We start from the raw sequence: 25855 nt of genomic DNA, 5'->3' as shown, positions 1-25855 counted from the left end.
GTTTCACACCGGTGTCAGCCCCTAGGTTGACGATCATGCGAACCACGGCCGCGCTGATCGCGCTCGGCGCCTGTCTCTTCGTGGTCGTCACGGCGGAGACGCTCGTGATCGGACTGCTGCCCGCGTTGTCGGCCGACCTGCGGGTGCCGGTGCCCTCGGCCGGCCTGCTCGTGGCCGGGTACGCGCTGACGGTGACCATCGGCGGTCCGCTCGTGACCGCCGCGACTCTGCGGGTGCCGCGCAAGGCGGCGCTGCTCGGGCTGGTCGCGGTGTTCGCGGCGGGCAACGCGCTCGCGGCGAGCGCGACCGGGTTCGGCGTGCTGCTGGCCGCGCGGGTCGTCACCGCGCTGACGCACAGCACGTTCTTCGCGATCGCGCTCGTGCTGGCCGCGTCGATGGTCCACCCGTCGAAGCGCGGGTGGGCCATCGCGTTCGTGTCGACCGGGCTGAACCTGGCGACCGTCCTCGGCGCGCCGCTGGGCACCCTCGTGGGTGAGGCGTACGGGTGGCGGACGTCGTTCTGGTTGCTGGCGGTCGTGGCGCTGGCCGCGATGGCGGCGGTGGCGCTGCTGGTGCCCGCCGCCCGGACCGCGGAACCGCCGCGGCTGGGACCGGAGCTGCGGGCGCTGGTGACGCGGCCGGTGCTGGTGCTGCTGGCGGTGACGCTGGTGACGGAGACCGGGTTCTTCGTGGCCTACACCTACCTGTCGCCGATCCTCGGCCGGATCTTCCCGCCCGGCGGGGTGGTCGTGCTGCTCATGGTGTTCGGCGCCGGGGCGCTGTGCGGGAACCTGGCCGGTGGGCGGCTCGCGGACCGGTGGCCGTGGGCTTCGCTGCGGGTGCTCATCGCGCTGCTGGCGGCGGCGCTGGTCCTCTTCGCGGCGGTCGCTTCGGTGCGAGCCGGGGCGGTAGTCGGCGTGTTCGCACTGGGCGCGGTGGCGTTCGCCCTGGTTCCTGGGTTGCAGACGCGGGTGGTGGTGGCCGCCGCCGGAGCGCCGACGCTGGCGGTCGCGGTCTACACGTCGATCTTCAACCTGGGCATCAGCGCGGGCGCGTGGCTGGGCGGGCGCGCGTTGTCGGCCGGTGCGGCGCTGGGCGCGTTGCCGCTGCTGGGTGCGGCCGGCGTGCTCGGCGGGCTGGCCGTGTCGGCTCTCCACCGCGCCCGAGCTCTTCAGTCCGGCCGGCGCAGCCCGGCGACGAGCATGCCGACCAGGCGGCGCGCGTCGTAGGGGTGCTTGCTGCTCGCGCCCGCACAGAGACCGCCGATGCCGCGCATCAGCTCGTACGCGTCGAGGCCGTCGCGGATCTCGGCCGACGCGGCTTCGAGCAGCTGTGTGCAGACCGGGACGAGCCGGTCCAGGAAGTAGGAGTGCAGGGGGTCGTAGCAGGGGTCGTCGGACTGCAGCACGGCGGGCAGGCCCTGCTTGGTGATCACGAAGTCGACGAACCGGTCGAGCCACTCCGCGACGGCGGCGTACGGGGTCCCGCTGGCGGCGAGCAGCGCCGGACCGGCCTCGGCGAGCGCTTCCACCTGGTGCCGGTAGACCGCGATGATCAGGTCCGCCCTGGTGGGGAAGTGGCGGTAGATCGTGGCGGTCCCGACGCCCGCCTTGGCCGCGATGTCGCGGATCGGCGCCTCCACCCCGGACGCGACGAAGACCGCGGCCGCCGCGTCCAGCAGGGCTTTCTGGTTGCGCCGCGCGTCGGCCCGCTTGGGTGCGCTGTCGTCCACGCCGTCCATTCTCCCACCCGGTGGTAGCTAATCGGGACACTGTCCCGTATGTTAACCGGGACAGTGTCCCGTTTCTGATCGGAGCGAACGATGGCGACCTACCTGCTGGTGCACGGCGCGTGGCACACCGGGGAGTGCTGGACGCGGGTGACGCCGTTGCTGGAGGCGGCCGGGCACCGCGTGCTCGCGCCGACGCTGACCGGCTACGGCGATACGGTGCACCTGGCCGGCCCCGAGGTCGGCCTCGACACGCACGTCGCGGACGTGACCGGTCTGATCCGCGCGGAGGACCTCACCGACGTGGTGCTCGTCGGGCACAGCTACGCCGGGCTGGTGATCTCGTCGGTGGCGAACGAGCTGCCGGACCGGGTCGCGCGGCTGGTGTACCTGGACGCGATGGTCCCGGAGGACGGCGAATCCGCGGCGGACGTCCTGCCCGTCACCCAGGGGCTGATCGACCTGGCGCTGGCCTCCGAAAGCGGCTGGCGCGTCCCGCCGATGCCCGAGCTGCCGCCGCCGGCCGGCCTGTTCGGCGTCACGGATCCTGATGACATCGCCTGGCTGCGCACGATGCTGTCCGACCAGCCGGTGCGCTGCCTGCAGCAACCGGTGCGGCTGGACAACCCGGCGACGCGAGCGATCCCGCGGACGCACATCCACTGCACGGTGAAACCGGAGGGCTTCGCGCGCCGCCCGGTGCCCGCCGTGCAGCCCAACGGAACGCCCGCGGAGGTCTGGGAACTGCCCACGGGCCACGACTGCATGATCACGACGCCGGTGGAGCTGAGCGAGCTGCTGCTGAAGCTCGCCTGAGGGTCGCGGACTGACGTGCCGGACCGCGGTTGACCACGGGAAACGCCCTTCTAGGCTGCGGCGGATGGGCAACTGGGAAACTCGGCTTCGCGAGTGGCAGAACCTCGACGTGCCCGAGGGCTGGCGGGCGGAGATCACCCCGGCAGGGGTGACACTGACGCCGCCCGTCGACAACGGGCACAGCAGGATCGCCGCGTCGGTCCATCGCGCCTTGGTGCGGGCGGTCCCGGAGGATCGGGCCATCCTGCAGAAGCTCGGCGTCTCCATTCGGAGCGCGAGCCGGCTCTACGTGCCCGGCCTGGTCGTGGTTCCGCACCACGAACTGCTGTCCCGTCCGGACAACGTGCCCGTTCCGGCGGAGGCCGCGGAACTGGTGGTGGAGATCGTCTCCCAGGGCAACGCCCGCACTGATCGTGTCGAGAAGCTCTGGGCCTACGCCCAGGCGCCGGTGCCTCTCTACCTCCTGATCGACCGGTACGCCGAGCCGAAGCCGTCGGTCACCCTGTTCTCGGATCCCGTCGACGGGCACTACCGCCGCTCGGAGCAGGTGTCCTTCGGCGAGGAGATCCGCCTGCCCGCGCCGTTCGACCTCGTGCTCGCGACCGCGGCCTTCTAACTCACCAGCTCGCTCGGCGTCGCGAACACGTCGACCATCGCGCCGTTCCTCAGCACCGTGATGGCCAGCCTCGTGCCGATCACCTCGGCGAACAGCTGCCGCTGGATGTCCTGCGCGTCCGTGATCCGCGAGCGCCCCACGGTCAGCACCAGGTCGCCCGGCCGCAGCCCCGCCCGTTCGGCCGGCCCGCCGCGCACCACCTCCACGATCCGCAGCCCCGCGCGCTGCCCGGTGTGCTCGGCGACCTCGTCCGGCAACGGCGCCGGCACCCCGACCACCCCGAGGTACGCCCGCCGCACCCGGCCCTCCACCAGCAGCGTGTCGATGATCCGCCGGGTGGTCTCGTTGATCGGCACCGCCAGACCGAGGCCGAACCCGGCGACCGCCGTGTTGACGCCGACCACCCGGCCCGCCGAATCCGCCAGCGCGCCGCCCGAGTTGCCCGGGTTCAGCGCCGCGTCGGTCTGGATCACGTTCTCGATCACCCGCCCCGCGCTGCGGGTGCGCACCGGCAGCGACCGGCCCAGCGCGCTGACCACGCCCGCGGTCACCGAACCGGCGAGCCCGAGCGGGCTGCCGATCGCCACCACGAGCTGCCCGACGACCAGCTTGTCCGCGTCGCCCATCCGGGCCGCGCTCGGCGCCTCCGACGCGCGCAGCACGGCCAGGTCCGACAACGGGTCCGCGCCGACCACCGTGAACCGCGCCTCGGTGCCGTCCGAGTACGTCGCCGTGCCGTGCGTGCCGCCGCCGACCACGTGCGCGTTCGTCACCAGGTGCCCGTCGTCGGCGAACACGACCGCCGAACCACTGCCCCGGGACAGCCGCACGCTCGCCACGTGCGGCGTCACCTCGGCGGCCACCGTGCTCACCGAGCGTGAGTAGGCGTCGAGGGCATCGGTGTCATCCACCGCCACCACCACCCCGCGATTACACAGTTACATCGTAACCAGTATGCGCTCGTGGCACGCGCGTGTCCTACGGCGCTGGAGCGGTTCGGGGATCACAGTCGTAGACGCTGGGATGGGCTGTAGAAACATCGCAGACACCGTGGCGAAGTGGGGTGAGATTGACTCCGCCTATGAGTTCGGCCCGCCAGTCTGATCATTCGTTGGGCTTGACCAGCGTTGCGCCTAGCAAATCGGGTTTCGCACCACGTCGACCGGTAAGGAGACTGAAAGGCAGGCCCACGGCCTAATCCGAGCGTCCTACACCGAAGCCTAGCCCCGTGGCGACCGCCATTTTGTGACCGGTTGAGCTGATCAAGCCCATTCCGCAGCCCGCCCGACGACTGGGCAGCGGGCCTTGAGCGGGACTTCCCGGGCAGGCGTTCGGTGGAGGTCGCTGGCGGGAGCATCAATGATTTCGGCAGATGCTGGAGTTAGGGCGTGCAGGCGGCTAACGCGCCCGAGTGAGACACAACTTCATCCTTGTCGTGCTGTCTGCGGCTCCAAAGACGATCCGCGAGGGCCGGGTTTTCGTCGGCCCTGCGGAAGGGGCGGCGCTTCTTCCTCCTCTTGTGTGAACGCGTCCTCATCCCGCGTGCGGTACTTCCGCAGTAGCCGGGCCAGTCTCGCGCCATCGAGCGGTGTCGCCGCGACCAGGGCGGCGAGGAGTTGGGCGCGGCTGGTGTTCTCTCCTGCCTGGTTGGCGAGATGTAACAGCAGGTCGAGGCGGTGGTCGACCTTTTCGGGCCAGTGGACGAGCGTGCTGCGCCGTCTTCCGCGGTGCAGTCTCATCTCGACTCCATCTCGTCCATAACCTATGATAAACATATGATGGCTAGCCAGCTGAACACCGGTGTTGCTGCGAACTGCGGTTCGCAGATGCTGCCACTCGAGTCCGACAGGACACCGGTCGATGCCGCGCCGATCCAGATTGCGGGCCGTGTTCTAGAGCCGAGCCCGGTGTTCGACACCTACTGGCGGTTCGCGGCGGCGCGCCAAGCTGTCTACCTTGCCCGGGTAGAGGGTCACCCCGGCCCCTGGACTCGCGATCCGATCCTGCTGAGGCACCGCTTCACCAACTGCTACCGAGCAGCGGACCGAGTAAGCCAGTACTTGATCTCGAACGTGAGCTATGCCGGTGACCAAACGTGGAAGGAGGTGTTCTTCCGTACGATCGTCTTCAAGCTGTTCAATCGGCTCTCCACGTGGCAGCTGCTGAGCCATTCGCTCGGTGAGGTCCGATGGGCCGAGTACTGTTTCGACACGTACAACCGGGTGTTGAGTGGCGCGTTCCAGGCTGGGGAGAAGTTGTACTCCGCTGCCTACGTGATGCCGGCGCCGCGGCTGTCGGAGGTGCGGAAGCACAGCAACCACCTGCGGTTGATCGAACTGATTATGCGCTCGTCGGCACCGCAGCGGATCCAGGACGCGGCCACGATGAAGGATGCCTTCGCCGTGCTCCGGAATTTTCCGGGTTTGGGTGACTTTCTGGCCTACCAGTACCTTATCGACCTGAACTACTCTGCGGGTCTGGACTTCGACGAGATGGAGTTCGTTGTCCCAGGACCTGGGGCTCGCGACGGAATCAGAAAGTGTTTTGGTCCCGCCTCGGCCGGGATTGAGCACGAGATCATCCGTTATATGGCCGATCAGCAAGAAGCGCACTTCGCCCGGCTTGGGTTGTCCTTCCCGGGCCTGTGGGGTAGGCGGCTGCAGCTGATCGACTGTCAGAATTTGTTCTGCGAGGTCGACAAGTACGCGCGCGTGGCGCACCCGCAGGTTATGGGATTGTCGGGGAGGACCCGGATCAAACAGACGTTCCGTCGCGACCCGGCGCCCGTCGCGGCCTGGTTTCCCCCAAAATGGGGAATTAATGACCTGATAAAACACTCGGCAGGGCGAGCGTCGTTACGGGCCGAGATCGTGAATCGTCTCCGATCGGATCCAGTGCCGGAGAACTCGCTGCAGCTAAAACTGGGTTGAACGAGAGCCTTCTTCAGGTTGCTGGATGATCGGATATGCGGCTCAATGTCTGGTCGAGGTCGGACAGGGGACCGTCAATCTGGGCGTAACCTGCTACAACCGTCAGGTGCCCCACGTTGAGTCCGGCTTGCTTTGCGACGTAGCGGACGAGCCGACCCAGCCCCAGATAGTTGCCGTAAGCGCGTTCAACTAGATAGTGGCTGCGGTAGTGCGCGACGGCGTGAACCCGGTCGGCTTCGCGTTGGAACGCGATGTTGCTCAAGCAGGGACCGCCGCGGCCATGACGCCCCCGAGAGGGATGGTGGATTAAGATTCCTGGATCATTGATTTCCGACGGTCTGGCTGCGTCTCCGGCGGTGGCCACCGCAGTCTCGTACTGAGCGCGTATCACTCGGTCCCCATGCAGCGCTTTGATGACGGGCGCGAGTTGGTCGACGGGTGCCGGATGTTTGCCGCTGCCGATGGGGTAAGCGACGAGTCGGCCGAAGTACGTTCCCCAGGAGTTCTTGGGAAAGCGCTGGATCACCTCGTAGCGGGCGCGGTACTTCTCGACGAGTTCCTCGTGCGTGTCGCACAACTGAGCTAATGCCGTCGGCATGATCGTGTTAGCGACTGTGTCGATCGTCTGCAGGCCCCGGTTGGCGAGCAGCTTGTCCACCTCCTGGCGGGCCGCCTCGTGTTCGGCGATCGGATCTTCGATGCTGACGACGAGGTGGAAGACCTTGTTATCAGCAGTGGCGCGTGTCGCGGTCACCGCGCGATACCACGCTTCCGACACAGTGCTTGCCTGAATCGGCTTAATCATCCGTTCGCTCCTCCAGTGTGGTGGGTCTGTCGCTTTGGTGGCGTTCGAGCCAGGTCAAGTCGATCCCGTCGCGTACTACTGTCGGTTCGACCAGTACGGACCATCCTCCTGTGGCAGAGTCCGATCCCAGGCGCACAGGCGCGCTGAGCTCAGTGGTGACACGCCAGCAAGTGATGCGAGCCTCGGCGAGGAGGTCGAGTTGCCCCTCAACGGCGTCATCGAGCTCAACTTGCGCTAGGCCGACGACATCGCGAGGGAACGCTCTCAACTCGGAGTGAACTGTCGGCGTGGCGATGAGCAAATCGCCGGGGGCGACGTGCACGGTCGCGTCACGCATTCCCGTGTCGAGCACGTGGACCTCGCCATTGGAGACCTGAGCGTAGGGTCCTGCCAGGCTCGCCCGTACTCGCGCGCGGCCCGCTCTTGCCCATATAGACGCGGTCGTCGCCCCTACCAGCTCAAGGTTCACGAGGTGGCGGCACACGCCGCGGAACGACGCGCCAAGCAGCGTCGCGAGGCGGTACGCGTCTTGGGCTGACTGCGGCTTATCCTTACCCAGGAGCCGGAGGCCGCGCAGCACAGCAGGTCTTGGCATCAGAAACCACGCCGCGAAGGCTTCTGCCGACATCTCGGTACCGGTCCACACGCCGGGCGCCTGTGACTCCCATAGATCGAGGCTGAGGTCGACCGTGTCGCCATGTCGCAACTGGTGGTGACCCAGCTCGTGTGCGGCGGTGTGTCGAACTGTCGGCATTGACAAGCTTGAATTGATCAAAATTCCTGGACCATGGGTAGCCGGAGAGATGTACGTGCCAAAATGGCCGGGCATTTCGCGAAACATCAGCGCGATGTCGGCGCGGCGGATCGCGGCGACGACATCGACGTAGCTGTCCGGCGGCACATCGAGATCCTCTCTCGCGTGCGTTGCCGCGAGCTGAGCGACACGATGCGCCTGACGCCAGGTGCTGATCAACTTCGGTTCCCGCCGCTAGCTTTGTCCATGGCGAGGAACTCGGCGAACGCTTGCACCGCTTTGCGGTTCTCCTCAGTCAGGCTCGTCAGGTTACGCATCAAGGCGGCAATCGCATGATCGCCGGCCGAAGACGCCCCCTCCTCGTCGAGGAAGTACCCGACCGGCTTTCGGTACAGCCCGGCAAGCTTCTTCAACTCCAGGCTATCCACCTTGCGCTCACCTCGCTCGATGTCCGAGACGGCGGAGCGCGGTATGCCCGTCCGGTCCGACACGTACTGTTGAGACAGATTCAGATACTCCCGTACTTCTTTGAGTTTGCGGCCGAGTTTGCCCCAATCGCTCATCTCAGCATCTTCGGGGATGTTGTCCACGTTGATCTCCTCAGGTTGGGTTGTTGTCGTCCGTCAGCGACACGATCAGCTGCGCGAACGTGGACACCGACCTCAAGGCATTCGCGGCGACCGTCGAGTCGGGAACACGAACCCCATAACGCTGCTCCAGTTCCACTACGAACTGCACCAGCACAACTGAGCTAAACGGCATGTCCGAGCCCTCGGCGAGCAACTCCTCGCGAAGGGACTCGGGGTCAGTGTCTGTCTCCTCGGCTAGGAGTTCCAAGATCAGCTCTTCGACTTCTGCCTGTGTTGGTGCCACACGCAACCCTTCCGTCCGTTGTCTTGTGTTCCGACAAGCACTGTCCTACTATCGCACACTGTCGGAGTATCCGACAAGGTTTGTCGTCGAACAACTCCAGGGAGGGTGCAGTGCAGCTGTCCGACTATCAAAAGGCGGCCGTCCGAACCGACCAGCGGCCCGGCTCGGACCTGGGAGCGGTGGTCATCGGTCTTCTTGGGCTCGCTGGCGAGGCCGGCTCGGTCGCCACGGAGTACAAAAAACTGCGGCGCGATGGTGCCGCCTACCTCACCTTCAAGATCCGAATGCGCGAAGAACTCGGCGACGTCCTCTGGTATGTAGCAGACCTGTGTGAGAAGTTCGACCTGGACCTAGACGATGTAGCCGTCGCTAACCTGGACAAGGTCAAGGACCGGTGGCGCCCCTCAGTGAACATCGAACCCTTCGATCGAGCATTCCCTGAGCACGAGCAGTTGCCACGTCAAGCAAGGATTGAGTTCCAGCTGCGGGAGCTGGGTGACGGGCGCACCGCCAGCGTGATGACCTGGAACGGTGCCACCCTCGGTGATCCGCTCACCGACGCTGCTCGGGTGGAGGACGGCTACCGGTTTCACGATGCATTCCATCTCGCGTATGCCGCGGTACTGGGTTGGTCGCCGGTGATGCGTGCTTTGATGCGCCGCAAGCGCAGGTCAGACCCGGCTACCGACGAAGCCGAGGATGGTGGCCGGGCGGTCGCCATCGAGGAGGGCATCTCGGCCCTGGTGTTCGCCTACGCCTCCGCCCACGACTACCTTGATGGCGTCAAGCATGTCGATCAGCAAATGCTCGATACTGTCCGCTCCCTTGTCGGCGGCCTCGAAGTCAGCGTGCTGCGCTCCGCAGATTGGGAACTAGCGATACTCACGGGATTCGAAGTATGGCGGAATCTCAACCGTGCGAAAGGGGGTGTGGTGGAGCTTGATGCCGACGCTCGTACCCTTCGCTTGGTGTGAGACATCGGTAGGAGCTGCGTCCGTCGGGCAGGTCGTCTCAAGTGACATTCGGCCAGCGCCATCTGCTTCACTTAACGTTGCTCTGGAGGTCGAGACGGTTGCGTGGTCGGCCGGTAGCTGCTCCAGGACGTCGGTGGGGTCTGCCCAGGTTTCGGTTGACTCCTGATCTGTGAGGCCGGCGGCCTTGCTGGAAGGATGAGGATCGTGCCGAAGCCGTTCCCGAAGGAGTTCCGTCGTGACGTGATCGCGGTCGCCCGTCAGGGCGACCAGTCGGTCGCGCAGGTCGCGAGGAGTTTCGGAATCTCGGAGTCCTGCCTGTCACGGTGGCTGAAAATCGCCGACCGCGAGGACGGCGTCAGCGCCGACCGCCCGAGTTCAGCCCCGCACGGAGACCTGGAGGCGGAGAACCGGGAGCTGCGCAGGCGCACGAAGCAGCTGGAGCAGGAGAACGAGATCCTGCGCCGCGCGACCGCCTACTTCGCGCGTGACGTGCTCCCAAAATGATGTACCCGCTGGTCCTCGACCTCGCCGGCGACGGCATCCCCGTCACGGTGACCTGCAGGGTGCTGGGCTTTTCCAAGCAGGCCTTCTACAAGTGGAAGGTCAAACCGGTCAGTGACCGCGACTACGACGACGCTCATCTCATCAACGCCGCGATCGACATCCACCACGATGACCCCGAGTTCGGCTACCGGTTCATCGCCGACGAACTCGCCGCCGCGGGCTGGCGGGCCTCGCGCAACCGCGTCGGCCGGTTGTGTTCCCAGCAGCGGTTGTGGTCAGTGCACGCCGGCAAACGAGGGCGCCACCGACGCCCCGGGCCACCCGTGCACGATGACCTCGTCCGTCGCGAGTTCACTGCCCAGCGGCCCGATCAGCTCTGGCTGACCGACATCACCGAACATCCCACCGGCGAGGGCAAGCTTTACCTCTGCGCGGTCAAAGACGCCTGCTCCAAACGGATCGTCGGCTACTCCATCGATTCGCACATGACCTCCCACCTTGCCCTTGCCGCGCTACGCCACGCCGTGACGCTGCGCGAACCGGCCGGGACCGTGGTGCACTCCGACCGCGACAGCCAGTTCCGCTCACACGTCTACCAGCGCGAGCTGCGCGCGGCCGGCCTGCGCGGATCAATGGGACGAGTCGGAACCTGCGCCGATAACGCCGCGATGGAATCCTTCTTCAGCCTCCTGCAAAAGAACGTGCTCAACCGCCGACGCTGGCCCACCCGGGCTCAACTACGCCTGGCCATCGTCACCTGGATCGAGACCACCTACCACCGCCGACGCCGCCAACACACCCTGGGGCGACTGACTCCGATCGAGTTCGAGACACTGCTCAACGCCGCTGACGCGGCCTGACCCACCCACAAAACCGGAGTCAACCGAACTCTGGGCAGTCCCGTGTGTGGCGTCGCGTCAGCGAGTGCGCCACACCCGGGCAAGGGATCCGAGACCGCGTCCCGTGCAGGCCCCTTAGTGACATTGCAGAACCGTTGCGGTGGGATGCCGCGCGTTTCTGGGGCGCATGAGAGCAGTGTCCTCGGAGTCCTAGTTCGTGTTCGATGGCTGGGGCCGACGGTGCGCCAGCCGCGCCCCGCGCTCGTGCAACTAGGCCGATGCCACATGGGTGCAGGGTGTGCGACCTCAGTTGCAGGGCGGTGATCGACATCGCCTCGCAGGAAGACGAGACGTCCTGGGCTGGTGCGGTCATCGAGACGTTGCGGGCCGCCGGAGTACGGATTGAGGAGCCATTTCAAACCGTCTTCCCGACACCGGCGAGCTCGTTAGCGTGCTGGCCACCATGCCTGTGGCGACAGGTGCCAGTACCACGTCACGAAGCCGCTGTCCATCGTCGTCGACGCGTCCGGGCACGCGGAAAGCCCTCTCGTTCACCGAGGGCGAAAGCTCACTCCGAGCCGGGCAGCCAGGACAGGCCGGGCACGCCCCACTTGTTGCGCTTGAGCATGCGCTTCGCGTCGCGCGCGTGGCGGCCGACCAGGCGGTCCAGGTAGATGTAGCCGTCCAGGTGGTCGGTCTCGTGCTGCAGGCAGCGCGCGAAGTACCCGGTGCCCTCGACCTCGATCGGGTTGCCGTCGAGGTCGAAGCCGGTGACCTTGGCCCAGCTCGCCCGCCCGGTCGGGTACGACTCGCCGGGCGCGGACAGGCAGCCCTCCCAGTCGTCGTCCGGGTCGGGCATGGTCTCCGGGATCTCGGAGGTCTCCAGCTTCGGGTTGACCACCAGGCCCTTGTGCCGCACACCCTGGTCGTCGGGGCAGTCGTAGACGAAGACACGCAGGTCGACGCCGATCTGGTTGGCCGCCAGCCCCACCCCTTCGGCGGCGTACATGGTCTCGAACATGTCGTCGGTGAGGGTGCGCAGCTCGTCGTCGAACTTCTCCACCTCGCGGGTGGGGTTGTGCAGCACCGGGTCGCCGGCGATCCGGATCGGGTGGATGGTCACAATCCGCGATCGTACCCAGCGGACGAGCCGTGACGCGCCGGGCCGTGATCCCACAACCGGACCCTCGACCCGTGGTTGAATGGCGCCCGCGGGATCACAACCGTGTGGTTTGCGACTTGAGGAGTCAGATGGACGCCGCGGAGTCGATGGCCGGAGGCGACCGGCCGTCGCCCGAGCCCACCGGCGACGAGGGCGGGCTCACGCCCCGTGAGCTCAAGGTGCTGGCGTTCGAACGCCAGTGGTGGCGCTACGCGGGGGCCAAGGAACAGGCCGTCCGCGAAGAGTTCGGCCTCTCGCCCACCCGGTACTACCAGCTGCTCAACCAGCTCCTCGACAAAGAGGAAGCGATGCGCGCCGACCCGATGCTGGTGAAGCGGCTGCGCAAGATGCGCTCCGCGCGGCAGCGCAAACGGGTCGCCCGGCGACTGGGGATCGAAGCGCTATGAACTTTCTGCAGGGTCTGTCCCGCCCGCTGCGCCTGGCCGGTGTGGTGCTGATCGGGGTCGCTCTCGTGGCGGTCGTGATCGGCGGCATCACCGCGCTGAACGGCGACGGGGACAACGGCCAGACCGCGGCGCCGAGCCCGACGGCCACGGACGGGACGACAGCGCCCACCGAGACCACGGGCGCGACCCCCATGGAGCCGACACCGCCGAGCCCGGTCCCGCCGACCTCCGAAACGCCGCCGCCGGGGCAGCCGACGGACACCGCGACGCCGGGCGGGCCCGGTGGCACGGCGACCCAGCCGGGCGGCACGACGGGCGCCCCTGGCGCGGGCGACGGCGGAGCGGCCGCCGACCAGACCGCCGCCAAGTGGGTGCCGGTGCGGGTCTACAACAACAGCACGATCCACGGCCTGGCCGCCCGCGCCGCCAACGAGCTGCGCGCGAACGGCTGGAACGTCGTCGAGGTCGGCAACTACCCGCAGGGCATCATCCCGACGACGACGGTGTACTACACGCCGGGCACGGACGAGGAGACCGCGGCGCGCTCGCTGGCCACCGCGTTCGGCATGAAGGTCGAGCCGCGGTTCGACGGCATCCAGGACGCGAGCCCGGGTGTCATCGTGATCGTCACCAACGACTACAAGGGCTCGCAGGTCAAGGGTTCCTGAACCCGGGTTTCCGGAAAGGGCGGCCGGCGCTACCGGCCGCCCTTTCCGCGTGTCAGGCCCGGTTCTTCGCGTAGGCCTCCAGCGCGGCCAGCTGCGCCGGGTCCAGGGAGGGCCGCACCGCCTTGCGTGCCGTCTCCAGGTGCGCCGCCGTCACCTCGGCGGCCTCCAGCGACTCGCGCATCGCGGTGAGCGCGGCCTCCCGGATCAGCGCCGCGCAGTCCGCCGCCGAGTAGCCGTCCAGGCTCGCCGCCACCTCGTCCAGGTCCACATCGGACGCCAGCGGGGTGTGCCGGGCGGTGGCACGGAGGATGTCGGCCCGCGCCTGCGCGTCCGGCGGCGGCACGTACACCAGCCGTTCCAGCCGCCCGGGCCGCAGCAGGGCCGGGTCGACCAGCTCGGGCCGGTTGGTCGCGCCGAGCACGACCACGTCCCGCATCGGCTCGACCCCGTCCAGCTCGGTGAGCAGCGCGGCGACCACCCGGTCGGACACCCCGGAGTCACCGGACTGGCCGCGGCGCGGCGCGAGCGCGTCGATCTCGTCCAGGAACACCAGCGACGGCGAGGCGTCGGCGGCCTTGCGGAACAGCTCCCGCACCGCCCGCTCCGACTCGCCGACCCACTTGTCCAGCAGCTCGGCGCCCTTGACCGCGAACACGTTGAGCGCGCCGGTGCCGGCCAGCGCCCGCACCAGGAACGTCTTGCCGCCACCGGGCGGCCCGTACAGCAGCACCCCGCGCGGCGGCGCGATCCCCAGCCGCGCGAACGAGTCCGGGTACCGCAGCGGCCACAGGACCGCCTCCGTCAGCGACTGCTTGACGTCGGTCATGTCGCCGACGTCCTCCAGCGTCAGCCCGCCGGTCGCCAGGCTGTCCGACGTGGACATCGAGATCGGGCGCACCGACTGCAGGGCGTCCAGCAGATCCTGCTGCGAGATGCGCGGCTCCTCGACTTCCCGCTGCCGCAGCGCGGCCCGCACCGCGGCGTCGCGGCGCAGCGCCAGCAGGTCCGCGGCCACGAAACCCGGTGTCCGGTCGGCGATGCCGCCGAGGTCCACAGTGGATTCCAGCGGCACGTCGCGCAGCAGCACGCGCAGCAGCTCGGTGCGGATCCGGGCGTCCGGCTGCGGGATGGCGAGTTCGCGGTCGAGGAGGTCGGCCGCGCGCAACCGCGGGTCGCAGGCCTCCGGGCGGGCGGTGGTGGCGACCACCGCGAGGTCCGGGCGTGTCAGCGCGCCACGCAGCTCGTCCAGCACCACGGTCGCGACGGGCGGCGGCTGCGTCGCCGGCAGCAGCGTGTCGATGTCGGTGATCAGCAGCACCGCCGGACCGCCCGCGGCGGCCTGGTCGATCGCCTCGCGCAGCCGGGTGGCGATCGCGTTCGGCTCCAGCACGGCGATCGACGGCGCGGCCAGCGTGACCAGGCGCAGGTCCTCGGCCGCGGCGACCGACCGGACGAGCGTCGTCTTGCCCACGCCCTCCGCGCCGGACAGCAGCACCCCCAGCCGGGCCGAGGTGCCCAGCCTGGCCAGCAGGTCGGGGCGGCGGAACGTCAGGTCGACCCACTCGGCCAGCGTGCGGGCCTGGTCCTGCGCGCCGCACAGGTCGCTGACCGGCGGGGCGGGCTCCTCCGGCTCGGCGATCACCTCGGGTTCCACGCGCGGGGCCACCGTCGCCGGTGCGCTCGACCGTGCGCTCGACTGGACGCTCGACTCGGCGCTCGACTGGGCGCCGTCCCGCCAGCTGACCACGGTGGACGGGCAGATCACGACCGGTCCGCCGGGCTCGGTCGCCGTGACCGTGAGCAGTTCGGTGGTCCAGCCGGCGCCGATCGCGCGGGACAGCTGGCCGCGCACGGTCGTCACGTCCGAGCCCGGAGCCGGGGCGAGGTCCTGCGGGAGGAGCGACACCGCGTCGCCGACCGTGAGGACCTTCCCGGTGAGCGCGAGCCGGAGCGTGTTCGGCGACACCGACGCGCTGGCCAGCCGCGACCCGGCGACGGTGACCGAGCGGGCCTGCGTGACGTCCGCGGGCGCGACCACGACCTCCGAGCCCTCGGTGACGCCGAGGTTGGACAGGGTGACGTCGTCGGCGAAGACGAACCCGGGCGTCCCGGACGCGTCGCCGGGCGCGGCGAGCGCGGCGCTCACCCGGGCCCCGGTGAGGTGCACGGCGTCCCAGGCGCGCAGGCCGAGCGCGTCGAGGACCTCCGGATGCAGGCGGACGATGCCGCGCCGGGTGTCGAGTGCGGACGGCGTGTGCCGGATGGTCAACGTGATCTGGGGCGCGCTCACGCCCTCACTCTAGGGCGAGCGCGGCCGGAAGGGTGTCGAACGCGCGGTTGACGAGGACCGGCAGCAGGTCCCGCTCGCCGGACGGGCTCCACTCAGCGAGCGCGCAGTTCCACGTCCCGACCACGACCTCGACCAGCAGCCGCAACTCGAGATCGGGGCCGCCGCCGAGGACGCGGACGATCTCGGACTTGACCTCCGCGCAGTACCGCAGCGAGTGCGCGTGCAGCGCGGCGCAACCCTCGGTCAGCCGGACCGTCGGCAGGAACTGCCGGTACCAGTGGTCGTCCAGCCTGGCGAGGGTCGTCAGCAGGGCGTCCTTCAGTACGCCGAGCAGCGGCCCGGACGGCGGCCGCTCCGCGAGCACACCGAGGTAGGTCTCCCACAGCTGCTTGATCGCGGTGAGCGCGACGTCCTCTTTGGACGAAAAGTTGCGGAAGAACGTCCGCTTGGAGACCTCGACCGCGTCGACCAGCTCGTCGAGCGTGGTCGCGTCGAAGCCGCGCTCGGTGAACATGGCGACGGCGGTCTCGGCCAGCGCCTGGCGCGTGCGCAGCTTCTTGCGTTCCCGCAGCGGGAGCGACTGCTCGGTCGTGGTCATCGCGATCAGTCTAGTTGATGCGCCTTGATGGCAAGTGCCACTCAGTGGCACTATGGGCACGAGATCGCTTTCGGAGGAGAGAACATGCGTGCGCTCGTCGTCGACCGATCCGCGGAATCCCGGCTGGTGCTGGCCGAAGCCCCCGATCCGGTGCCCGCGCCGGACGAGGCCCTGGTGCGGGTCGAGGCCGTCTCGCTCAACTACGGCGAGGCCTTCATGGTGGACACCGGTCAGCTGCCCGAAGGGAGCGTGCCGGGCTGGGACGCGACGGGCGTGGTGGTGCGGGCCGCCGCCGATGGCTCGGGACCGGCCGCCGGAACGCGTGTGATCACGCTCGGCATGACCGGCGCCTGGGCCGAACTGCGGGCCGTGCGGACCACCGCGATCGGCACCGTGCCGGAGGGGGCGGACGGCGGCGCGATCAGCACGATCCCGGTGGCCGGGCTGACCGCGCTGCACGTGCTGCGGCGGTTCGGGCAGACCCTGGGCAAGCGGATCATGATCACCGGGGCGTCCGGCGGCGTCGGCCGCTTCGCGGTGCAGCTCGCGGCTCGGGCGGGCGCCGAGGTCGTCGCGGTCAGCGCGGATCCGGCTCAGGTGAGCGTGCTCGAAGCGCTCGGGGCGCACGAGGTGATCAAGCACCCGGCCGAGGTGAGCCGGCCCGTCCACGGCGTGCTCGACAACGTGGAGGGCGAGCAGATGGTGGCCGCGTTCACGGCGTTGCGCGCCGGCGGCCGGCTGGTCAGCGTCGGGCATTCGGCGGGGGAGGACGTCGTGTTCCCGGTCGGCGCGTTCGTGCCCACCGACGGCCGCCACGACCGGTCGATCAGCACGTTCTTCCTGCTCGCCGACCCGCGGACCGACTTCACCGAGGACCTCACCTGGCTCGCCGCCGAGGTGGCCGGGGGCCGCCTCGACGCCGGGATCACCTGGCGCGGCGACTGGTCCCGGCATGCCGAGGCGACCGCGGCGCTGCTCGGTCGCCGGCTGCGCGGCAAGGCCGTCCTGGAGGTCAGCTGACGCGGGTGCCCCACCGGTCGAGGTAGGTGATCTCCTCGACCGGTGGTCGCGCGGCGGGCTGGAAGTCCTTCTGCGTCGTGTAGGCGACCGGCAGCAACGCGACCTGGGTGAAGCCCTCGGAGATGCCGAGGAGGCGCGCGACCTCCTCCTCGTGGCCGAACAGGTGGTAGCCGGTGATCGTGCTGCCGAGGCCGCGGGCGCGCAGCGCCAGCTGGAAGCTCCGGGTTCTACGGGTCGATCGACCCGTAGAACCCGGTCAGCTCCGTCCGGCCGCCCGGCCAAGGCAGGCGAACGCGAGCGCCGGGACGCGGTGGATGTTGTCCAGCAGGAACTTCGCCGACGCGAGCGAGCGCGGCGCGACCAGGTGGCCGTACTGGCGCTGGGCCGCTTCACCCACCTCGCGGACCGGCCCGGCGACGCGGGCCTTCAGCTCCGGGTCCCGGACGACGAGCCAGCGGATCGCGTCCAGCTGGTTGCCCGCGATCGGCGCCTGCATCACGACGCGCAGGCCTTCGGTGATCACCTCCTGCTCCACCGGCCGGTCCAGGTCCAGCTTCCGCCGCACCGAGCGGGTGGTGGTCAGCAGCTCGTCCGCGTCCATCTGCGCACAAGCAGGACCTGATGGACGGCATCGCGGCGCGGGTCTGCCGTGGGACGAGCGGCTGCGCGCGCTCGGCCTGAACGCGTTCGAGACGCTCAACCGCCACCCGGCCGTCGAGTGGTTCCGCCGCACCGTGACGCCGCAGCGGCACCCGAACCTGCACCGCGTGATGCCCGCCCTGGCCGGCATCGACGGCGTGCAGGACTTCCGCTACCAGCTCGACCTGTTCGTCCGGGGCCTGCGCTAGCGGTTGCGCTGGCGCAGGCCGATGCGGCGCCAGCTGCGGCGGCGGGAGCGGTCCTGGCTCTCGGCGGCCGGGTACGTGCGCACCCCGCGCACCACGTGGTCCGGCGTCCGGCGGACGCCGAGCCGCTGGTTGCCCGCCACGCGGATCCGCGGCCGCCGCAGGCGCAGGCGGCTCGTGCTGCGCCGGATCGCCCGGCGCTCGCGCAGCGGCACGCCCCACGCCTCGGGGTGGTTGGCCAGCCACTGGTAGCGCCGCACCGCGTACGGGATGTGCGCCAGGTACAGCAGCAGCGCGACGGCCAGCGCGATCAGCGGGTACTGGATGATCGCCGCCGCCGCGAGACCGACCCCGACCAGCAGCGGCGCGGCGGCCTTCGCGGGCACCTTGACCGACTTCAGCGACAGCGTCGGCAGCCTGCTGATCAGCAGCAGCGCGATCGCCACCGTCCACACGTAGACGACCGGCGCCGACGACCACCAGCCCTCGCCGAACTCCAGCGTCAGGATCACCGGCATCAGCGCGCACAGGCCACCCGCGGGCGCGGGCACGCCGACGAAGAACTCCTTCGCGTACGGCGGTTTCTCCACGTCCAGGAGCGTGTTGAAACGGGCCAGCCGCAGCACGATGCACACGGCGAAGGTCAGCGACACGATCCAGCCGATGCCGGAGGTGTCACCGAACCAGATGTAGAGCACGAGCGCCGGGGAGACACCGAAGGAGATCGCGTCGGACAGCGAGTCCAGCTCGGCGCCCATCTTCGACGTCGCGTCGAGCAGCCGGGCGATGCGGCCGTCCAGGCTGTCCAGGACGGCCGCGACGCCGATCGCGCCGATCGCCAGCACGAACTGCCGGTTGAGCGCGAACTGCGCGGCGGACAGGCCCGCGCACAGCGCGAGGACCGTGATCGCGTTGGGCAGCAGCCGCACCGACGGAGTCATCACCCGGACCATGATCAGGCTCCTCGCTCCGGCAGCGCAGCCAGGGGCGTCTCGCCGCCGATCGTCCGCTGGCCCTTGCGCACCAGCACCTCGCTGCCCGGCGGCAGGTAGATGTCCACCCGCGAGCCGAACCGGATCAGGCCGTAGGTGTCCCCGGCCTGGACCTTCTCGCCGTCGGCGACCTGGCACAGAATGCGGCGCGCGACCAGCCCGGCGATCTGCACGACCACCAGCTCGTGCCCGGCCTCGGTGCGCAACAGCACCGAGTTGCGCTCGTTGTCGTCGCTGGCCTTGTCCAGGTCGGCGGAGAGGAACTTGCCCGGGCGGTAGGCGACGCGCTCGACCACCCCGGTGGCCGGCACGCGCTGCACGTGCACGTCGAAGACCGAGAGGAAGACGCTGACCCGCATCCGCGGTTCGGCGGGCAGGCCCAGCTCCGCGGGCGGGGTGGCCTCCTCGATCAGCGAGACGATGCCGTCCGCCGCGGCGAGGACGAGGTCGTCCCGCTCCGGCGGCACGCGCTTCGGCTCGCGGAAGAACGCGGCGGTCGCCAGGGTCGCCAGCGCGCCGACGGCGCCCAGCGGCTTCCAGGCCCGCCGCAGCAGCAGCGTGGCCGCGACCCCGCCGGCGACGAACGGCCGCCCGGCGGGGTGCATGGGTGGCAAGGTCTCGCGCGCGAGGTTCAGGGCATGGGTGATCGGATTGCTCGCCTTGTCCGGCGCAGTGCTGCTCATCGAAGCGGTGTCCCGATTGGTTCGTGTCCAAGGTGTGACCGGTCCGTGACGCCAAGCCAGGCGTGCCGATTCGCCGATCCGGGTATCCACGCTACCGCCAGGTCTGCGTGGCCCGTTCCGCGTCCCGCCGAACGGGCCCCCGAGCGGGGCGGGCGTTGCTGACAATTCGTGGCGACGGCCGATGCAGACCGTAGTAACAGCAGAGAGGAACCGTCATGTCGGCCCCGGAGCGCATCCGTGAAGAGCGCCTTTCCGAGCTGTTCCAGGCATGGCGTGCGGACATCGACAGTGTTCCGCTACCCCGGCTGGTGTCCACCGAAACCGCGGTCGCGCTGGTGCGCTGCGCGCGAGCCCTCGATTCGTCGCGCCGGGCCGCTGAACCCCCCGACGGCCCAGCGGCCCGGCGTGACGGGCTGGTGCCGTAGGGGGTGAATCTTAGCCTCCGCAAGCGAATCAGTAACCAGTCGTAGGTCAACTGTTACAAGAAGTCACACTGAGGTACCAGTCGGCAGGAGCAGCACGTCCACCTCGCTGCCCTCCGGCGCGTCGACCACGTCCTCCGGCAGCTCGATCAGGCAGTTGGCCTGCGCGAACGCGGCGAGCAGGTGCGAGCCGGGGCCGCCGCGCGGGCCGACCTCGCCGGTCACCTCGCCGTCGTGGTGCGAGTAGAACCCGCGGCGGAACTGCCGCCGCCCGGCGGGCGAGCGCAGGGACTCGGTGAGCCGCGCCCGCACCCGCAGCCGGTCCACCTGACGGTGGCCGAGCGCGGTCAGGATCGCGGGCCGGAGGAACACCTCGAACGACACCAGCACGCTCACCGGGTTGCCGGGCAGGGTCACCACGGGCACCCCGTGCCACCGGCCGTTGCCCTGCGGGCCGCCCGGCTGCATGGCCACCTTGACGAACTCGACGCCGGCGCCGGTCAGCGAGTCCTTCACCACCTCGTAGGCGCCCGCGCTGACCCCGCCGGAAGTCGCCACCAGGTCGGTGTCCGCCAGCCGCGGCTCGATGGCCGACCGGAACTCCTCGACGTCGTCGACCACGCTGCGCACCACCTCGACCCGGCAGCCCAGCGCGCGGATCGCGGCGGCCAGCATGATGCTGTTCGACTCGTAGATCTGCCCGTGCCGCAGCTCCTGGGGCGGGGTCACCAGCTCCGAGCCGGTCGACACCACGAGCACCCGCAGCGGCGCGTGCACGGTCAGCCGGTCCAGGCCGACCGCGGCGGCCAGCCCGAGCTGCGCCGGCCCGAGGACGGTGCCGGCGTGCAGCGCGACCGTGCCCGCGGTGACGTCCTCGCCGGTGCGGCGCAGGTGCGTGCCGACCGCGGCCGGTTCCCGGATGGACACCTTCTCGGTGCCGCCGTCGGTGTCCTCGACCTTCACCACGGCGTCCGCGCCCGGCGGCATCGGCGCGCCGGTCATGATGCGGTGCGCGGTGCCCGGCAGCAGCGGCGGCACGTCGGTGCGCCCGGCCGGGATGTCCTCGGCGACCGGCAGTTCGACCGGGGTCGCGGCGGTGGCGGAGGCGACGTCGACCGCGCGCACCGCGTAGCCGTCCATGGCCGAGTTGTCGAACGGCGGCAGCGAGACGCCCGCGGGGACGTCCTCGGCCAGCACCAGCCCGGGGCACTCGGCCAGCGGGAGCGCGGTCGCCGCGGCGGTGCCGAGCAGCTCGGTGACGGCGGCGCGGTAGGTGTCGACGGAAATCACGCGGACCATCCTGCCTCGCCGGGGTGGCCGTGCAACACTTCCCCCGCTCGTTGATCTGGAGGGGGAGGCATGCAGGTCCGCACCCGGCACACGCCCGCGTTCGGCGTCGCCCGAGTGATCCTGGGTCCCGGCGAGGCCGTGCAGGCGCGGGGCGAGTCGATGTTCGCGAGCAGCTTCGGCCTCACCGAGGTGGCCGGCGGGCGCAAGGCGCCGTCGGTGTTCACCGCGCCCAAGGAAGGCGGCTGGCTCGACCTCGCGCCGGCCGGCGCCGGCGATGTCTACCCACTGGAGTTCGACGGCCGCACCGGCTGGTGCGTTGCGCGGCACGCCGTGCTCGCGCGCCCGGCATCGGTGCGGACCGACTCCTGGCCGGGCCTGCAGGCGATGTTCGGCGCCGAGCACGGGTTCCTGGAGCACTACAGCGGAACGGGCCCGCTCGTGCTCGCGTGCGCCGGGCCGGTGGACCAGTTCCAGCTCGCGGCGGGCGAGCTGATCTCGGTGCGGCCGGGGCACCTGCTGGCCTACCCGGACAGCGTCCAGTGCCGCCTGCGGGCGTTGGACCCTTCGGGCCAACAGTCGATCCGGACGGGCGAAGGACTCATGATCGACTTCGCGGGGCCGGGCACGCTTTTGGTGCAAGCGCGTAAATCTCGCTGAATCTTATTGATCCTTCGCGTTTCTCCGGTACCGTGACTTCCACTTCGGGAGCCGGGCGGGCACGGCTCCCGGTGGTTTTCGCAAGGAGGAAACCGTGGCTGTTGGCACGGTCAAGTGGTTCAATTCCGAAAAAGGCTACGGGTTCATCGCGTCCCCCGAGGGACCTGATGTGTTCGTGCATTACTCGGCCATCCAGTCGGACGGATTCCGCACTCTGGACGAGGGCGATCAAGTCGAGTTCCAGATCGAGGCGGGCCGGGACGGCCGGACACAGGCAGCGGACGTCCGCAAGGTGTCCTAGGGGCCGGCCGCTTCCCCGCCACCACCCTCAACGGAGACGCTTCGCGTCGCTGTGGAAGCCGGCAGTAGGCTGCCCCGTGTGACAGGCGATGTGTCGGGGGACCTCACCGGTCGCCGGCTGGGCAACTACCGCATAGACGGAGTGCTCGGCAAGGGTGGCATGAGCGTCATGTACAAGGCCACCGACGTGCGGCTCGGCCGCAAGGTGGCCTTGAAGGTGATCGGCGAGCACCTCGGTGCCGACGCCGAGTTCCGCGAACGGTTCGTGGACGAGGCGCGCAACACCTCCGCCGTGGACCACGCGAACGTCGTGCCGTTGTACGACTTCGGTGAGCTCGACGGGATGCTCTACATCGCCATGCGCCTCGTCGACGGGGCCGATCTGGCGAGTCTCATCGCGGACGGACCGATCTCCCCCGACCGCACGCTGCGGTTGCTGGACCAGGTCGCGGACGCGCTGGACTGCCTGCACGAGCGCGGCCTGGTCCACCTCGACGTCAAACCGGCCAACGTGCTGGTCACCAGCCGGGAGTCGGCGCGCGAGCACGTCTACGTCGCCGACTTCGGGCTGACCCGGCGCGGCGCGACCGGTCACCGCACCCGTGGCGGCGACTTCCTCGGGTCGCCGACCTACGCCGCGCCGGAACACCTGCGCGGGGAGCCGCTGGACGGGCGCACCGACCAGTACGCGCTGGCGTGCGTGCTGCACGCGTGCCTCACCGGGCAGCCCCCGTTCAGCGGCGACGTGCCGACGGTCATCAAGGGGCACCTGGCCGTGGAACCGCCCGCGGTGTCGGGCGTGGTGGGGCTGCCCGCCGCGGTCGACGAGGTCGTGCGCAAGGGCATGGCCAAGGCCCCGGCGGACCGCTACGACAACTGCGTCGAGCTGATCACCGCGGCGCGCAAGGCCCTCGGCCCGGCCGCCGCCTCGACGACACCGCCGGGCCCGCCCCAGGCTGCGACACGGGAGGCCGGCATGCAGCCGTACCCGCCGGGACAGCCGGGCGGCCACCCCGGCCCGCACGGCGCCGGCCAACCGGGCGCTGGTGGTCCGGGCGCCGGGCAAGGGGGTGTCGGTGGCCCAGGTACCGGGCAGCCGGGCGCTGGTGGTCCGGGCGCCGGTGCCTCTGGCGTCGGCGGCCCTGGCGTCGGCCAGGCAGGCGGGCAGCCGGGGGCCGGTCAAACAGGGCAGCCCGGTCCGGGCGGCCAGCCAGGCGCCGGCGGCCCTGGCGGCGGCCAGGCAGGCGGGCAATCGAGCGCCGGCGTGCCGGGTCAGCCCGGCCCTGGCGGCCAGCAGGGCGCAGTCCCCAGCGGTGGCCACCCCGGCCCAGGACACCAGCCCGGTCCCGGCGGCCCGCAGGGCCACGGCGACCAGCCGGGCCGCCCCGGCGCCGCTCAACCGGGCCACCCCGGCCAGCCGGGTCCCTACGGCCCGCCGGGCCACCAGCCGCCCGGGAACCCGTACGGCCACCCCGGCATGCAAAGCCACCCCGGCATGCCCGCGCCGCAGTTCCACCCGAACGCCCCGCAGGGCCAGCCGTGGAACCCGGGCTGGCCGCCCCAGCAGCAGCCCTACGGCTACGGCCAGCAGCCGCCGAAGAAGGGTGGCGGCCTCAAGTGGCTGTGGGCGGGCCTGGCCGGGCTCGTCGTCGTCGCGGCGGTCGTCGTGACCCTCGTTCTGGTGAATCGCGGCGGCGGCTCCGCGCCCGCGCCGACCACCGCGCCCAACATCCCCGTCGGTCCCACCGGCGGCGCGACCGGCCCGTCCACCGGTGGCGGCCCGCCCCCCGCGACGATCTCCATCAAACCGAGCCCCTGACGTGCGGTTCTTGCACTCGCCCCCGGAGAGTGCTAAACAGGCGTTGGCACTCGGCGGTGTCGAGTGCCAACGCACCAATGGTCGGGACGGTGAGGCCGGCTCGGAGCACCGAGCAGGTCGTCCGTCGCGGGCACCGAGCCTGGCCGAGCTAAGTGTCCTGCTGCCAGTCCTGAAGCAGGTCATGGCAGCGACCACTACCGGAGGACAACACCCCAATGGCCAAACTGATCGCGTTCGACGAGGACGCCCGCCGCGGGCTTGAGCGCGGACTCAACACCCTGGCCGACGCCGTCAAGGTGACGCTTGGCCCCCGTGGCCGCAACGTCGTGCTCGAAAAGAAGTGGGGCGCGCCGACGATCACCAACGACGGTGTCTCCATCGCCAAGGAGATCGAGCTCGAGGACCCGTGGGAGAAGATCGGGGCCGAGCTCGTCAAGGAAGTCGCCAAGAAGACCGACGACGTAGCCGGTGACGGCACCACCACCGCCACCGTGCTGGCCCAGGCGCTCGTGCGCGAAGGTCTGCGCAACGTGGCCGCCGGTGCCGACCCGATCGCCCTCAAGCGTGGCATCGAGCAGGCGGTCGAGGCCGTCGTCGAGCAGCTGCACAAGGCCGCCAAGGAGGTCGAGACCAAGGAGCAGATCGCTGCCACCGCCTCGATCTCGGCTGCGGACCGCACCATCGGCGAGCTGATCGCCGAGGCGCTGGACAAGGTCGGCAAGGAAGGCGTCGTCACCGTCGAGGAGTCGAACACCTTCGGCCTCGAGCTCGAGCTCACCGAGGGTATGCGCTTCGACAAGGGCTACATCTCGGGCTACTTCGTCACCGACGCCGAGCGCCAGGAAGCCGTACTGGAGGACCCGTACATCCTCCTGTTCGGCTCGAAGGTCTCGAACGTCAAGGACCTGCTGCCGGTCCTGGAGAAGGTCATGCAGTCGGGCAAGCCGCTGCTGATCATCGCCGAGGACGTCGAGGGCGAGGCCCTGGCGACCCTGGTCGTCAACAAGATCCGCGGCACCTTCAAGTCCGTCGCCGTCAAGGCTCCGGGCTTCGGTGACCGCCGCAAGGCCATCCTGCAGGACATCGCGATCCTGACCGGTGGCCAGGTCATCTCCGAGGACGTGGGCCTCAAGCTGGAGAACGCGGACCTGAACCTGCTGGGCAAGGCCCGCAAGGCCGTCATCACCAAGGACGAGACGACCATCGTCGAGGGTGCCGGCGACGCGGACCAGATCCAGGGCCGCGTGAACCAGATCCGCGCCGAGATCGAGAAGTCGGACTCCGACTACGACCGCGAGAAGCTGCAGGAGCGGCTGGCCAAGCTGGCCGGCGGCGTGGCCGTCATCAAGGCCGGTGCCGCCACCGAGGTCGAGCTCAAGGAGCGCAAGCACCGCATCGAGGACGCCGTTCGCAACGCGAAGGCCGCCGTCGAGGAGGGCATCGTCGCCGGTGGTGGCGTGGCCCTGCTGCAGGCGTCCAAGGCTGCCTTCGAGGGCCTGCGCCTCTCGGGTGACGAGGCGACCGGTGCGAACATCGTCAAGGTCGCCGTCGAGGCTCCGCTCAAGCAGATCGCGGTCAACAGCGGTCTCGAGGGCGGCGTCGTGGCGGAGAAGGTCAAGGGTCTGCCGGAGGGCCACGGCCTGAACGCGTCGACCGGCGACTACGAGGACCTGGTCGCGGCCGGCGTCATCGACCCCGCCAAGGTGACCCGTTCGGCGCTGCAGAACGCGGCTTCGATCGCGGGCCTGTTCCTGACCACCGAGGCCGTCGTCGCCGACAAGCCGGAGAAGGCTGCTGCCGCTCCGGGTGGCGACCCGACCGGTGGCATGGGCGGCATGGACTTCTGATCCACTAGTCCGGCG

Annotated in this window: 29 protein-coding genes; 15 read left to right on the top strand and 14 right to left on the bottom strand. The window is 69.9% G+C overall.

The window, feature by feature from the left end; translation table 11 throughout:
* Nucleotides 1-35: 35 nt before the first annotated feature.
* Nucleotides 36-1229: an MFS transporter gene (locus ABZ193_RS07950; protein WP_354709326.1), complete on the top strand. Its 1194-nt coding sequence runs from the start codon at nucleotides 36-38 to the stop codon at nucleotides 1227-1229.
* Here ABZ193_RS07950 and ABZ193_RS07945 read toward each other — a convergent pair.
* Entirely contained in the window at nucleotides 1172-1741 is a 570-nt protein-coding gene (locus ABZ193_RS07945) for a TetR/AcrR family transcriptional regulator (protein WP_354709325.1), read from the bottom strand. The two genes, ABZ193_RS07950 and ABZ193_RS07945, sit on opposite strands and share 58 nt — an antisense overlap.
* A gap of 81 nt (nucleotides 1742-1822) precedes the next feature.
* Between ABZ193_RS07945 and ABZ193_RS07940 the strand changes: the two genes are divergently transcribed.
* On the top strand, nucleotides 1823-2545 hold the full coding sequence (locus tag ABZ193_RS07940; protein ID WP_354709324.1) for an alpha/beta hydrolase: 723 nt from the start codon (nucleotides 1823-1825) through the stop codon (nucleotides 2543-2545).
* A 64-nt stretch (nucleotides 2546-2609) separates the two neighbouring features.
* On the top strand, nucleotides 2610-3161 hold the full coding sequence (locus ABZ193_RS07935; protein ID WP_354709323.1) for a Uma2 family endonuclease: 552 nt from the start codon (nucleotides 2610-2612) through the stop codon (nucleotides 3159-3161).
* Here the strand turns inward: ABZ193_RS07935 and ABZ193_RS07930 are convergent.
* Nucleotides 3158-4072 carry a trypsin-like peptidase domain-containing protein gene (locus ABZ193_RS07930; protein WP_039791290.1) on the bottom strand — a complete coding sequence of 305 codons (915 nt, stop codon included), beginning with the start codon at nucleotides 4070-4072 and terminating at the stop codon, nucleotides 3158-3160. The two genes, ABZ193_RS07935 and ABZ193_RS07930, sit on opposite strands and share 4 nt — an antisense overlap.
* 513 nt (nucleotides 4073-4585) lie before the next feature.
* The gene (locus tag ABZ193_RS07925; protein WP_354709321.1) at nucleotides 4586-4900 is read right to left on the bottom strand and encodes a hypothetical protein; all 315 of its coding nucleotides are present in this window, start codon (nucleotides 4898-4900) and stop codon (nucleotides 4586-4588) included.
* A 36-nt stretch (nucleotides 4901-4936) separates the two neighbouring features.
* Here ABZ193_RS07925 and ABZ193_RS07920 point away from each other — a divergent pair, with 36 nt between their 5' ends.
* A complete protein-coding gene (locus ABZ193_RS07920; RefSeq protein WP_354709320.1) occupies nucleotides 4937-6091 on the top strand; it encodes a nucleotide kinase domain-containing protein in 1155 nt (384 codons plus the stop codon).
* 13 nt (nucleotides 6092-6104) lie between these two features.
* Here ABZ193_RS07920 and ABZ193_RS07915 read toward each other — a convergent pair whose 3' ends face one another.
* Genes ABZ193_RS07915 through ABZ193_RS07900 form a run of 4 tightly spaced genes read right to left on the bottom strand, consistent with a single transcriptional unit; the run spans nucleotide 6105 to nucleotide 8523 of the window.
* Nucleotides 6105-6896 carry a hypothetical protein gene (locus ABZ193_RS07915; protein ID WP_354709318.1) on the bottom strand — a complete coding sequence of 264 codons (792 nt, stop codon included), beginning with the start codon at nucleotides 6894-6896 and terminating at the stop codon, nucleotides 6105-6107.
* Nucleotides 6889-7869: an ImmA/IrrE family metallo-endopeptidase gene (locus ABZ193_RS07910; RefSeq protein ID WP_354709317.1), complete on the bottom strand. Its 981-nt coding sequence runs from the start codon at nucleotides 7867-7869 to the stop codon at nucleotides 6889-6891. Before ABZ193_RS07910 ends, ABZ193_RS07915 begins: the two co-directional genes overlap by 8 nt.
* Nucleotides 7866-8240: a helix-turn-helix transcriptional regulator gene (locus ABZ193_RS07905; protein WP_354709316.1), complete on the bottom strand. Its 375-nt coding sequence runs from the start codon at nucleotides 8238-8240 to the stop codon at nucleotides 7866-7868. Before ABZ193_RS07905 ends, ABZ193_RS07910 begins: the two co-directional genes overlap by 4 nt.
* A gap of 10 nt (nucleotides 8241-8250) precedes the next feature.
* Nucleotides 8251-8523, bottom strand: a complete 273-nt coding sequence (locus tag ABZ193_RS07900) for a phosphopantetheine-binding protein (protein ID WP_354709315.1) — start codon at nucleotides 8521-8523, stop codon at nucleotides 8251-8253.
* A 110-nt stretch (nucleotides 8524-8633) separates the two neighbouring features.
* Between ABZ193_RS07900 and ABZ193_RS07895 the strand changes: the two genes are divergently transcribed.
* On the top strand, nucleotides 8634-9497 hold the full coding sequence (locus ABZ193_RS07895) for a nucleoside triphosphate pyrophosphohydrolase family protein (RefSeq protein ID WP_354709314.1): 864 nt from the start codon (nucleotides 8634-8636) through the stop codon (nucleotides 9495-9497).
* Nucleotides 9498-9701: 204 nt separating this feature from the next.
* A protein-coding gene (locus ABZ193_RS07890) for an IS3 family transposase (protein ID WP_354709313.1) occupies nucleotides 9702-10861 on the top strand; the annotation gives its coding sequence in 2 pieces (ribosomal slippage) (nucleotides 9702-9990 and nucleotides 9990-10861; 1161 coding nt in all).
* 547 nt (nucleotides 10862-11408) lie between these two features.
* Here the strand turns inward: ABZ193_RS07890 and ABZ193_RS07885 are convergent.
* Nucleotides 11409-11963, bottom strand: coding sequence for a peptide deformylase (locus ABZ193_RS07885; RefSeq protein WP_017985307.1), 555 nt, complete (start codon nucleotides 11961-11963; stop codon nucleotides 11409-11411).
* A gap of 128 nt (nucleotides 11964-12091) precedes the next feature.
* Between ABZ193_RS07885 and ABZ193_RS07880 the strand changes: the two genes are divergently transcribed.
* On the top strand, nucleotides 12092-12409 hold the full coding sequence (locus tag ABZ193_RS07880; protein WP_020416968.1) for a DUF3263 domain-containing protein: 318 nt from the start codon (nucleotides 12092-12094) through the stop codon (nucleotides 12407-12409).
* On the top strand, nucleotides 12406-13077 hold the full coding sequence (locus tag ABZ193_RS07875) for a LytR C-terminal domain-containing protein (RefSeq protein WP_354709312.1): 672 nt from the start codon (nucleotides 12406-12408) through the stop codon (nucleotides 13075-13077). Before ABZ193_RS07880 ends, ABZ193_RS07875 begins: the two co-directional genes overlap by 4 nt.
* Nucleotides 13078-13129: 52 nt before the next feature.
* Here the strand turns inward: ABZ193_RS07875 and ABZ193_RS07870 are convergent, their stop codons facing one another.
* The gene (locus ABZ193_RS07870) at nucleotides 13130-15367 is read right to left on the bottom strand and encodes an AAA family ATPase (protein WP_354709310.1); all 2238 of its coding nucleotides are present in this window, start codon (nucleotides 15365-15367) and stop codon (nucleotides 13130-13132) included.
* A gap of 4 nt (nucleotides 15368-15371) precedes the next feature.
* Nucleotides 15372-15965, bottom strand: coding sequence for a TetR family transcriptional regulator (locus ABZ193_RS07865; protein WP_354709309.1), 594 nt, complete (start codon nucleotides 15963-15965; stop codon nucleotides 15372-15374).
* 84 nt (nucleotides 15966-16049) lie between these two features.
* Between ABZ193_RS07865 and ABZ193_RS07860 the strand changes: the two genes are divergently transcribed.
* Nucleotides 16050-16985, top strand: a complete 936-nt coding sequence (locus ABZ193_RS07860) for a zinc-binding dehydrogenase (protein ID WP_354709308.1) — start codon at nucleotides 16050-16052, stop codon at nucleotides 16983-16985.
* Nucleotides 16986-17241: 256 nt separating this feature from the next.
* On the opposite strand, the gene ABZ193_RS07855 is transcribed toward ABZ193_RS07860, so the two are convergent.
* A complete protein-coding gene (locus ABZ193_RS07855; protein WP_354709306.1) occupies nucleotides 17242-17586 on the bottom strand; it encodes a nitroreductase family protein in 345 nt (114 codons plus the stop codon).
* Here ABZ193_RS07855 and ABZ193_RS07850 point away from each other — a divergent pair.
* Nucleotides 17561-17833: a hypothetical protein gene (locus ABZ193_RS07850; RefSeq protein ID WP_354709305.1), complete on the top strand. Its 273-nt coding sequence runs from the start codon at nucleotides 17561-17563 to the stop codon at nucleotides 17831-17833. The genes ABZ193_RS07855 and ABZ193_RS07850 overlap by 26 nt on opposite strands.
* On the opposite strand, the gene pssA is transcribed toward ABZ193_RS07850, so the two are convergent.
* Nucleotides 17830-18783, bottom strand: a complete 954-nt coding sequence (pssA, locus tag ABZ193_RS07845) for a CDP-diacylglycerol--serine O-phosphatidyltransferase (RefSeq protein ID WP_020416962.1) — start codon at nucleotides 18781-18783, stop codon at nucleotides 17830-17832. The genes ABZ193_RS07850 and pssA overlap by 4 nt on opposite strands.
* A gap of 2 nt (nucleotides 18784-18785) precedes the next feature.
* Entirely contained in the window at nucleotides 18786-19505 is a 720-nt protein-coding gene (locus ABZ193_RS07840; protein WP_020416961.1) for a phosphatidylserine decarboxylase, read from the bottom strand.
* A 215-nt stretch (nucleotides 19506-19720) separates the two neighbouring features.
* On the opposite strand from ABZ193_RS07840, the gene ABZ193_RS07835 reads away from it, so the two are divergent.
* Entirely contained in the window at nucleotides 19721-19930 is a 210-nt protein-coding gene (locus tag ABZ193_RS07835) for a hypothetical protein (protein WP_037322861.1), read from the top strand.
* A gap of 63 nt (nucleotides 19931-19993) precedes the next feature.
* Here ABZ193_RS07835 and glp read toward each other — a convergent pair whose 3' ends face one another.
* Nucleotides 19994-21217, bottom strand: a complete 1224-nt coding sequence (gene glp / locus ABZ193_RS07830) for a gephyrin-like molybdotransferase Glp (RefSeq protein ID WP_354709303.1) — start codon at nucleotides 21215-21217, stop codon at nucleotides 19994-19996.
* A 69-nt stretch (nucleotides 21218-21286) separates the two neighbouring features.
* Here glp and ABZ193_RS07825 point away from each other — a divergent pair, with 69 nt between their 5' ends.
* The 4 genes from ABZ193_RS07825 to groL all read left to right on the top strand — a co-directional run bounded on the left by ABZ193_RS07825 (nucleotide 21287) and on the right by groL (nucleotide 25840).
* Nucleotides 21287-21874 (top strand): AIM24 family protein, encoded by a 588-nt coding sequence (locus ABZ193_RS07825; RefSeq protein WP_020416959.1) that lies wholly within the window; start codon nucleotides 21287-21289, stop codon nucleotides 21872-21874.
* A gap of 94 nt (nucleotides 21875-21968) precedes the next feature.
* Complete coding sequence (locus ABZ193_RS07820; RefSeq protein WP_017985292.1) at nucleotides 21969-22175, top strand: cold-shock protein; 207 nt, start codon at nucleotides 21969-21971, stop codon at nucleotides 22173-22175.
* 78 nt (nucleotides 22176-22253) lie between these two features.
* On the top strand, nucleotides 22254-23993 hold the full coding sequence (locus ABZ193_RS07815) for a serine/threonine-protein kinase (protein WP_354709302.1): 1740 nt from the start codon (nucleotides 22254-22256) through the stop codon (nucleotides 23991-23993).
* A gap of 215 nt (nucleotides 23994-24208) precedes the next feature.
* Nucleotides 24209-25840 (top strand): chaperonin GroEL, encoded by a 1632-nt coding sequence (groL, locus tag ABZ193_RS07810; RefSeq protein ID WP_020416957.1) that lies wholly within the window; start codon nucleotides 24209-24211, stop codon nucleotides 25838-25840.
* Nucleotides 25841-25855 lie beyond the last annotated feature (15 nt).

The organism is Amycolatopsis sp. NPDC006125 (genome assembly GCF_040614195.1).
Lineage (GTDB): Bacteria > Actinomycetota > Actinomycetes > Mycobacteriales > Pseudonocardiaceae > Amycolatopsis_E > Amycolatopsis_E tucumanensis.
This window is presented reverse-complemented; position numbering and strand designations above follow the sequence as displayed.

Bases quoted from the DNA above. Each gene is read 5' to 3' on its own strand.
- ABZ193_RS07825 (WP_020416959.1), top strand. From the start codon at position 21,287: ATGCAGGTCCGCACCCGGCACACGCCCGCGTTCGGCGTCGCCCGAGTG.
- ABZ193_RS07925 (WP_354709321.1), bottom strand. From the start codon at position 4,900: ATGAGACTGCACCGCGGAAGACGGCGCAGCACGCTCGTCCACTGGCCC.
- ABZ193_RS07835 (WP_037322861.1), top strand. From the start codon at position 19,721: ATGTCGGCCCCGGAGCGCATCCGTGAAGAGCGCCTTTCCGAGCTGTTC.
- ABZ193_RS07945 (WP_354709325.1), bottom strand. From the start codon at position 1,741: ATGGACGGCGTGGACGACAGCGCACCCAAGCGGGCCGACGCGCGGCGC.
- ABZ193_RS07935 (WP_354709323.1), top strand. From the start codon at position 2,610: ATGGGCAACTGGGAAACTCGGCTTCGCGAGTGGCAGAACCTCGACGTG.
- ABZ193_RS07860 (WP_354709308.1), top strand. From the start codon at position 16,050: ATGCGTGCGCTCGTCGTCGACCGATCCGCGGAATCCCGGCTGGTGCTG.
- ABZ193_RS07920 (WP_354709320.1), top strand. From the start codon at position 4,937: ATGATGGCTAGCCAGCTGAACACCGGTGTTGCTGCGAACTGCGGTTCG.
- pssA (WP_020416962.1), bottom strand. From the start codon at position 18,783: ATGGTCCGGGTGATGACTCCGTCGGTGCGGCTGCTGCCCAACGCGATC.
- ABZ193_RS07940 (WP_354709324.1), top strand. From the start codon at position 1,823: ATGGCGACCTACCTGCTGGTGCACGGCGCGTGGCACACCGGGGAGTGC.
- ABZ193_RS07875 (WP_354709312.1), top strand. From the start codon at position 12,406: ATGAACTTTCTGCAGGGTCTGTCCCGCCCGCTGCGCCTGGCCGGTGTG.
- groL (WP_020416957.1), top strand. From the start codon at position 24,209: ATGGCCAAACTGATCGCGTTCGACGAGGACGCCCGCCGCGGGCTTGAG.
- ABZ193_RS07880 (WP_020416968.1), top strand. From the start codon at position 12,092: ATGGACGCCGCGGAGTCGATGGCCGGAGGCGACCGGCCGTCGCCCGAG.
- ABZ193_RS07840 (WP_020416961.1), bottom strand. From the start codon at position 19,505: ATGAGCAGCACTGCGCCGGACAAGGCGAGCAATCCGATCACCCATGCC.
- ABZ193_RS07855 (WP_354709306.1), bottom strand. From the start codon at position 17,586: ATGGACGCGGACGAGCTGCTGACCACCACCCGCTCGGTGCGGCGGAAG.
- ABZ193_RS07950 (WP_354709326.1), top strand. From the start codon at position 36: ATGCGAACCACGGCCGCGCTGATCGCGCTCGGCGCCTGTCTCTTCGTG.
- ABZ193_RS07915 (WP_354709318.1), bottom strand. From the start codon at position 6,896: ATGATTAAGCCGATTCAGGCAAGCACTGTGTCGGAAGCGTGGTATCGC.
- ABZ193_RS07865 (WP_354709309.1), bottom strand. From the start codon at position 15,965: ATGACCACGACCGAGCAGTCGCTCCCGCTGCGGGAACGCAAGAAGCTG.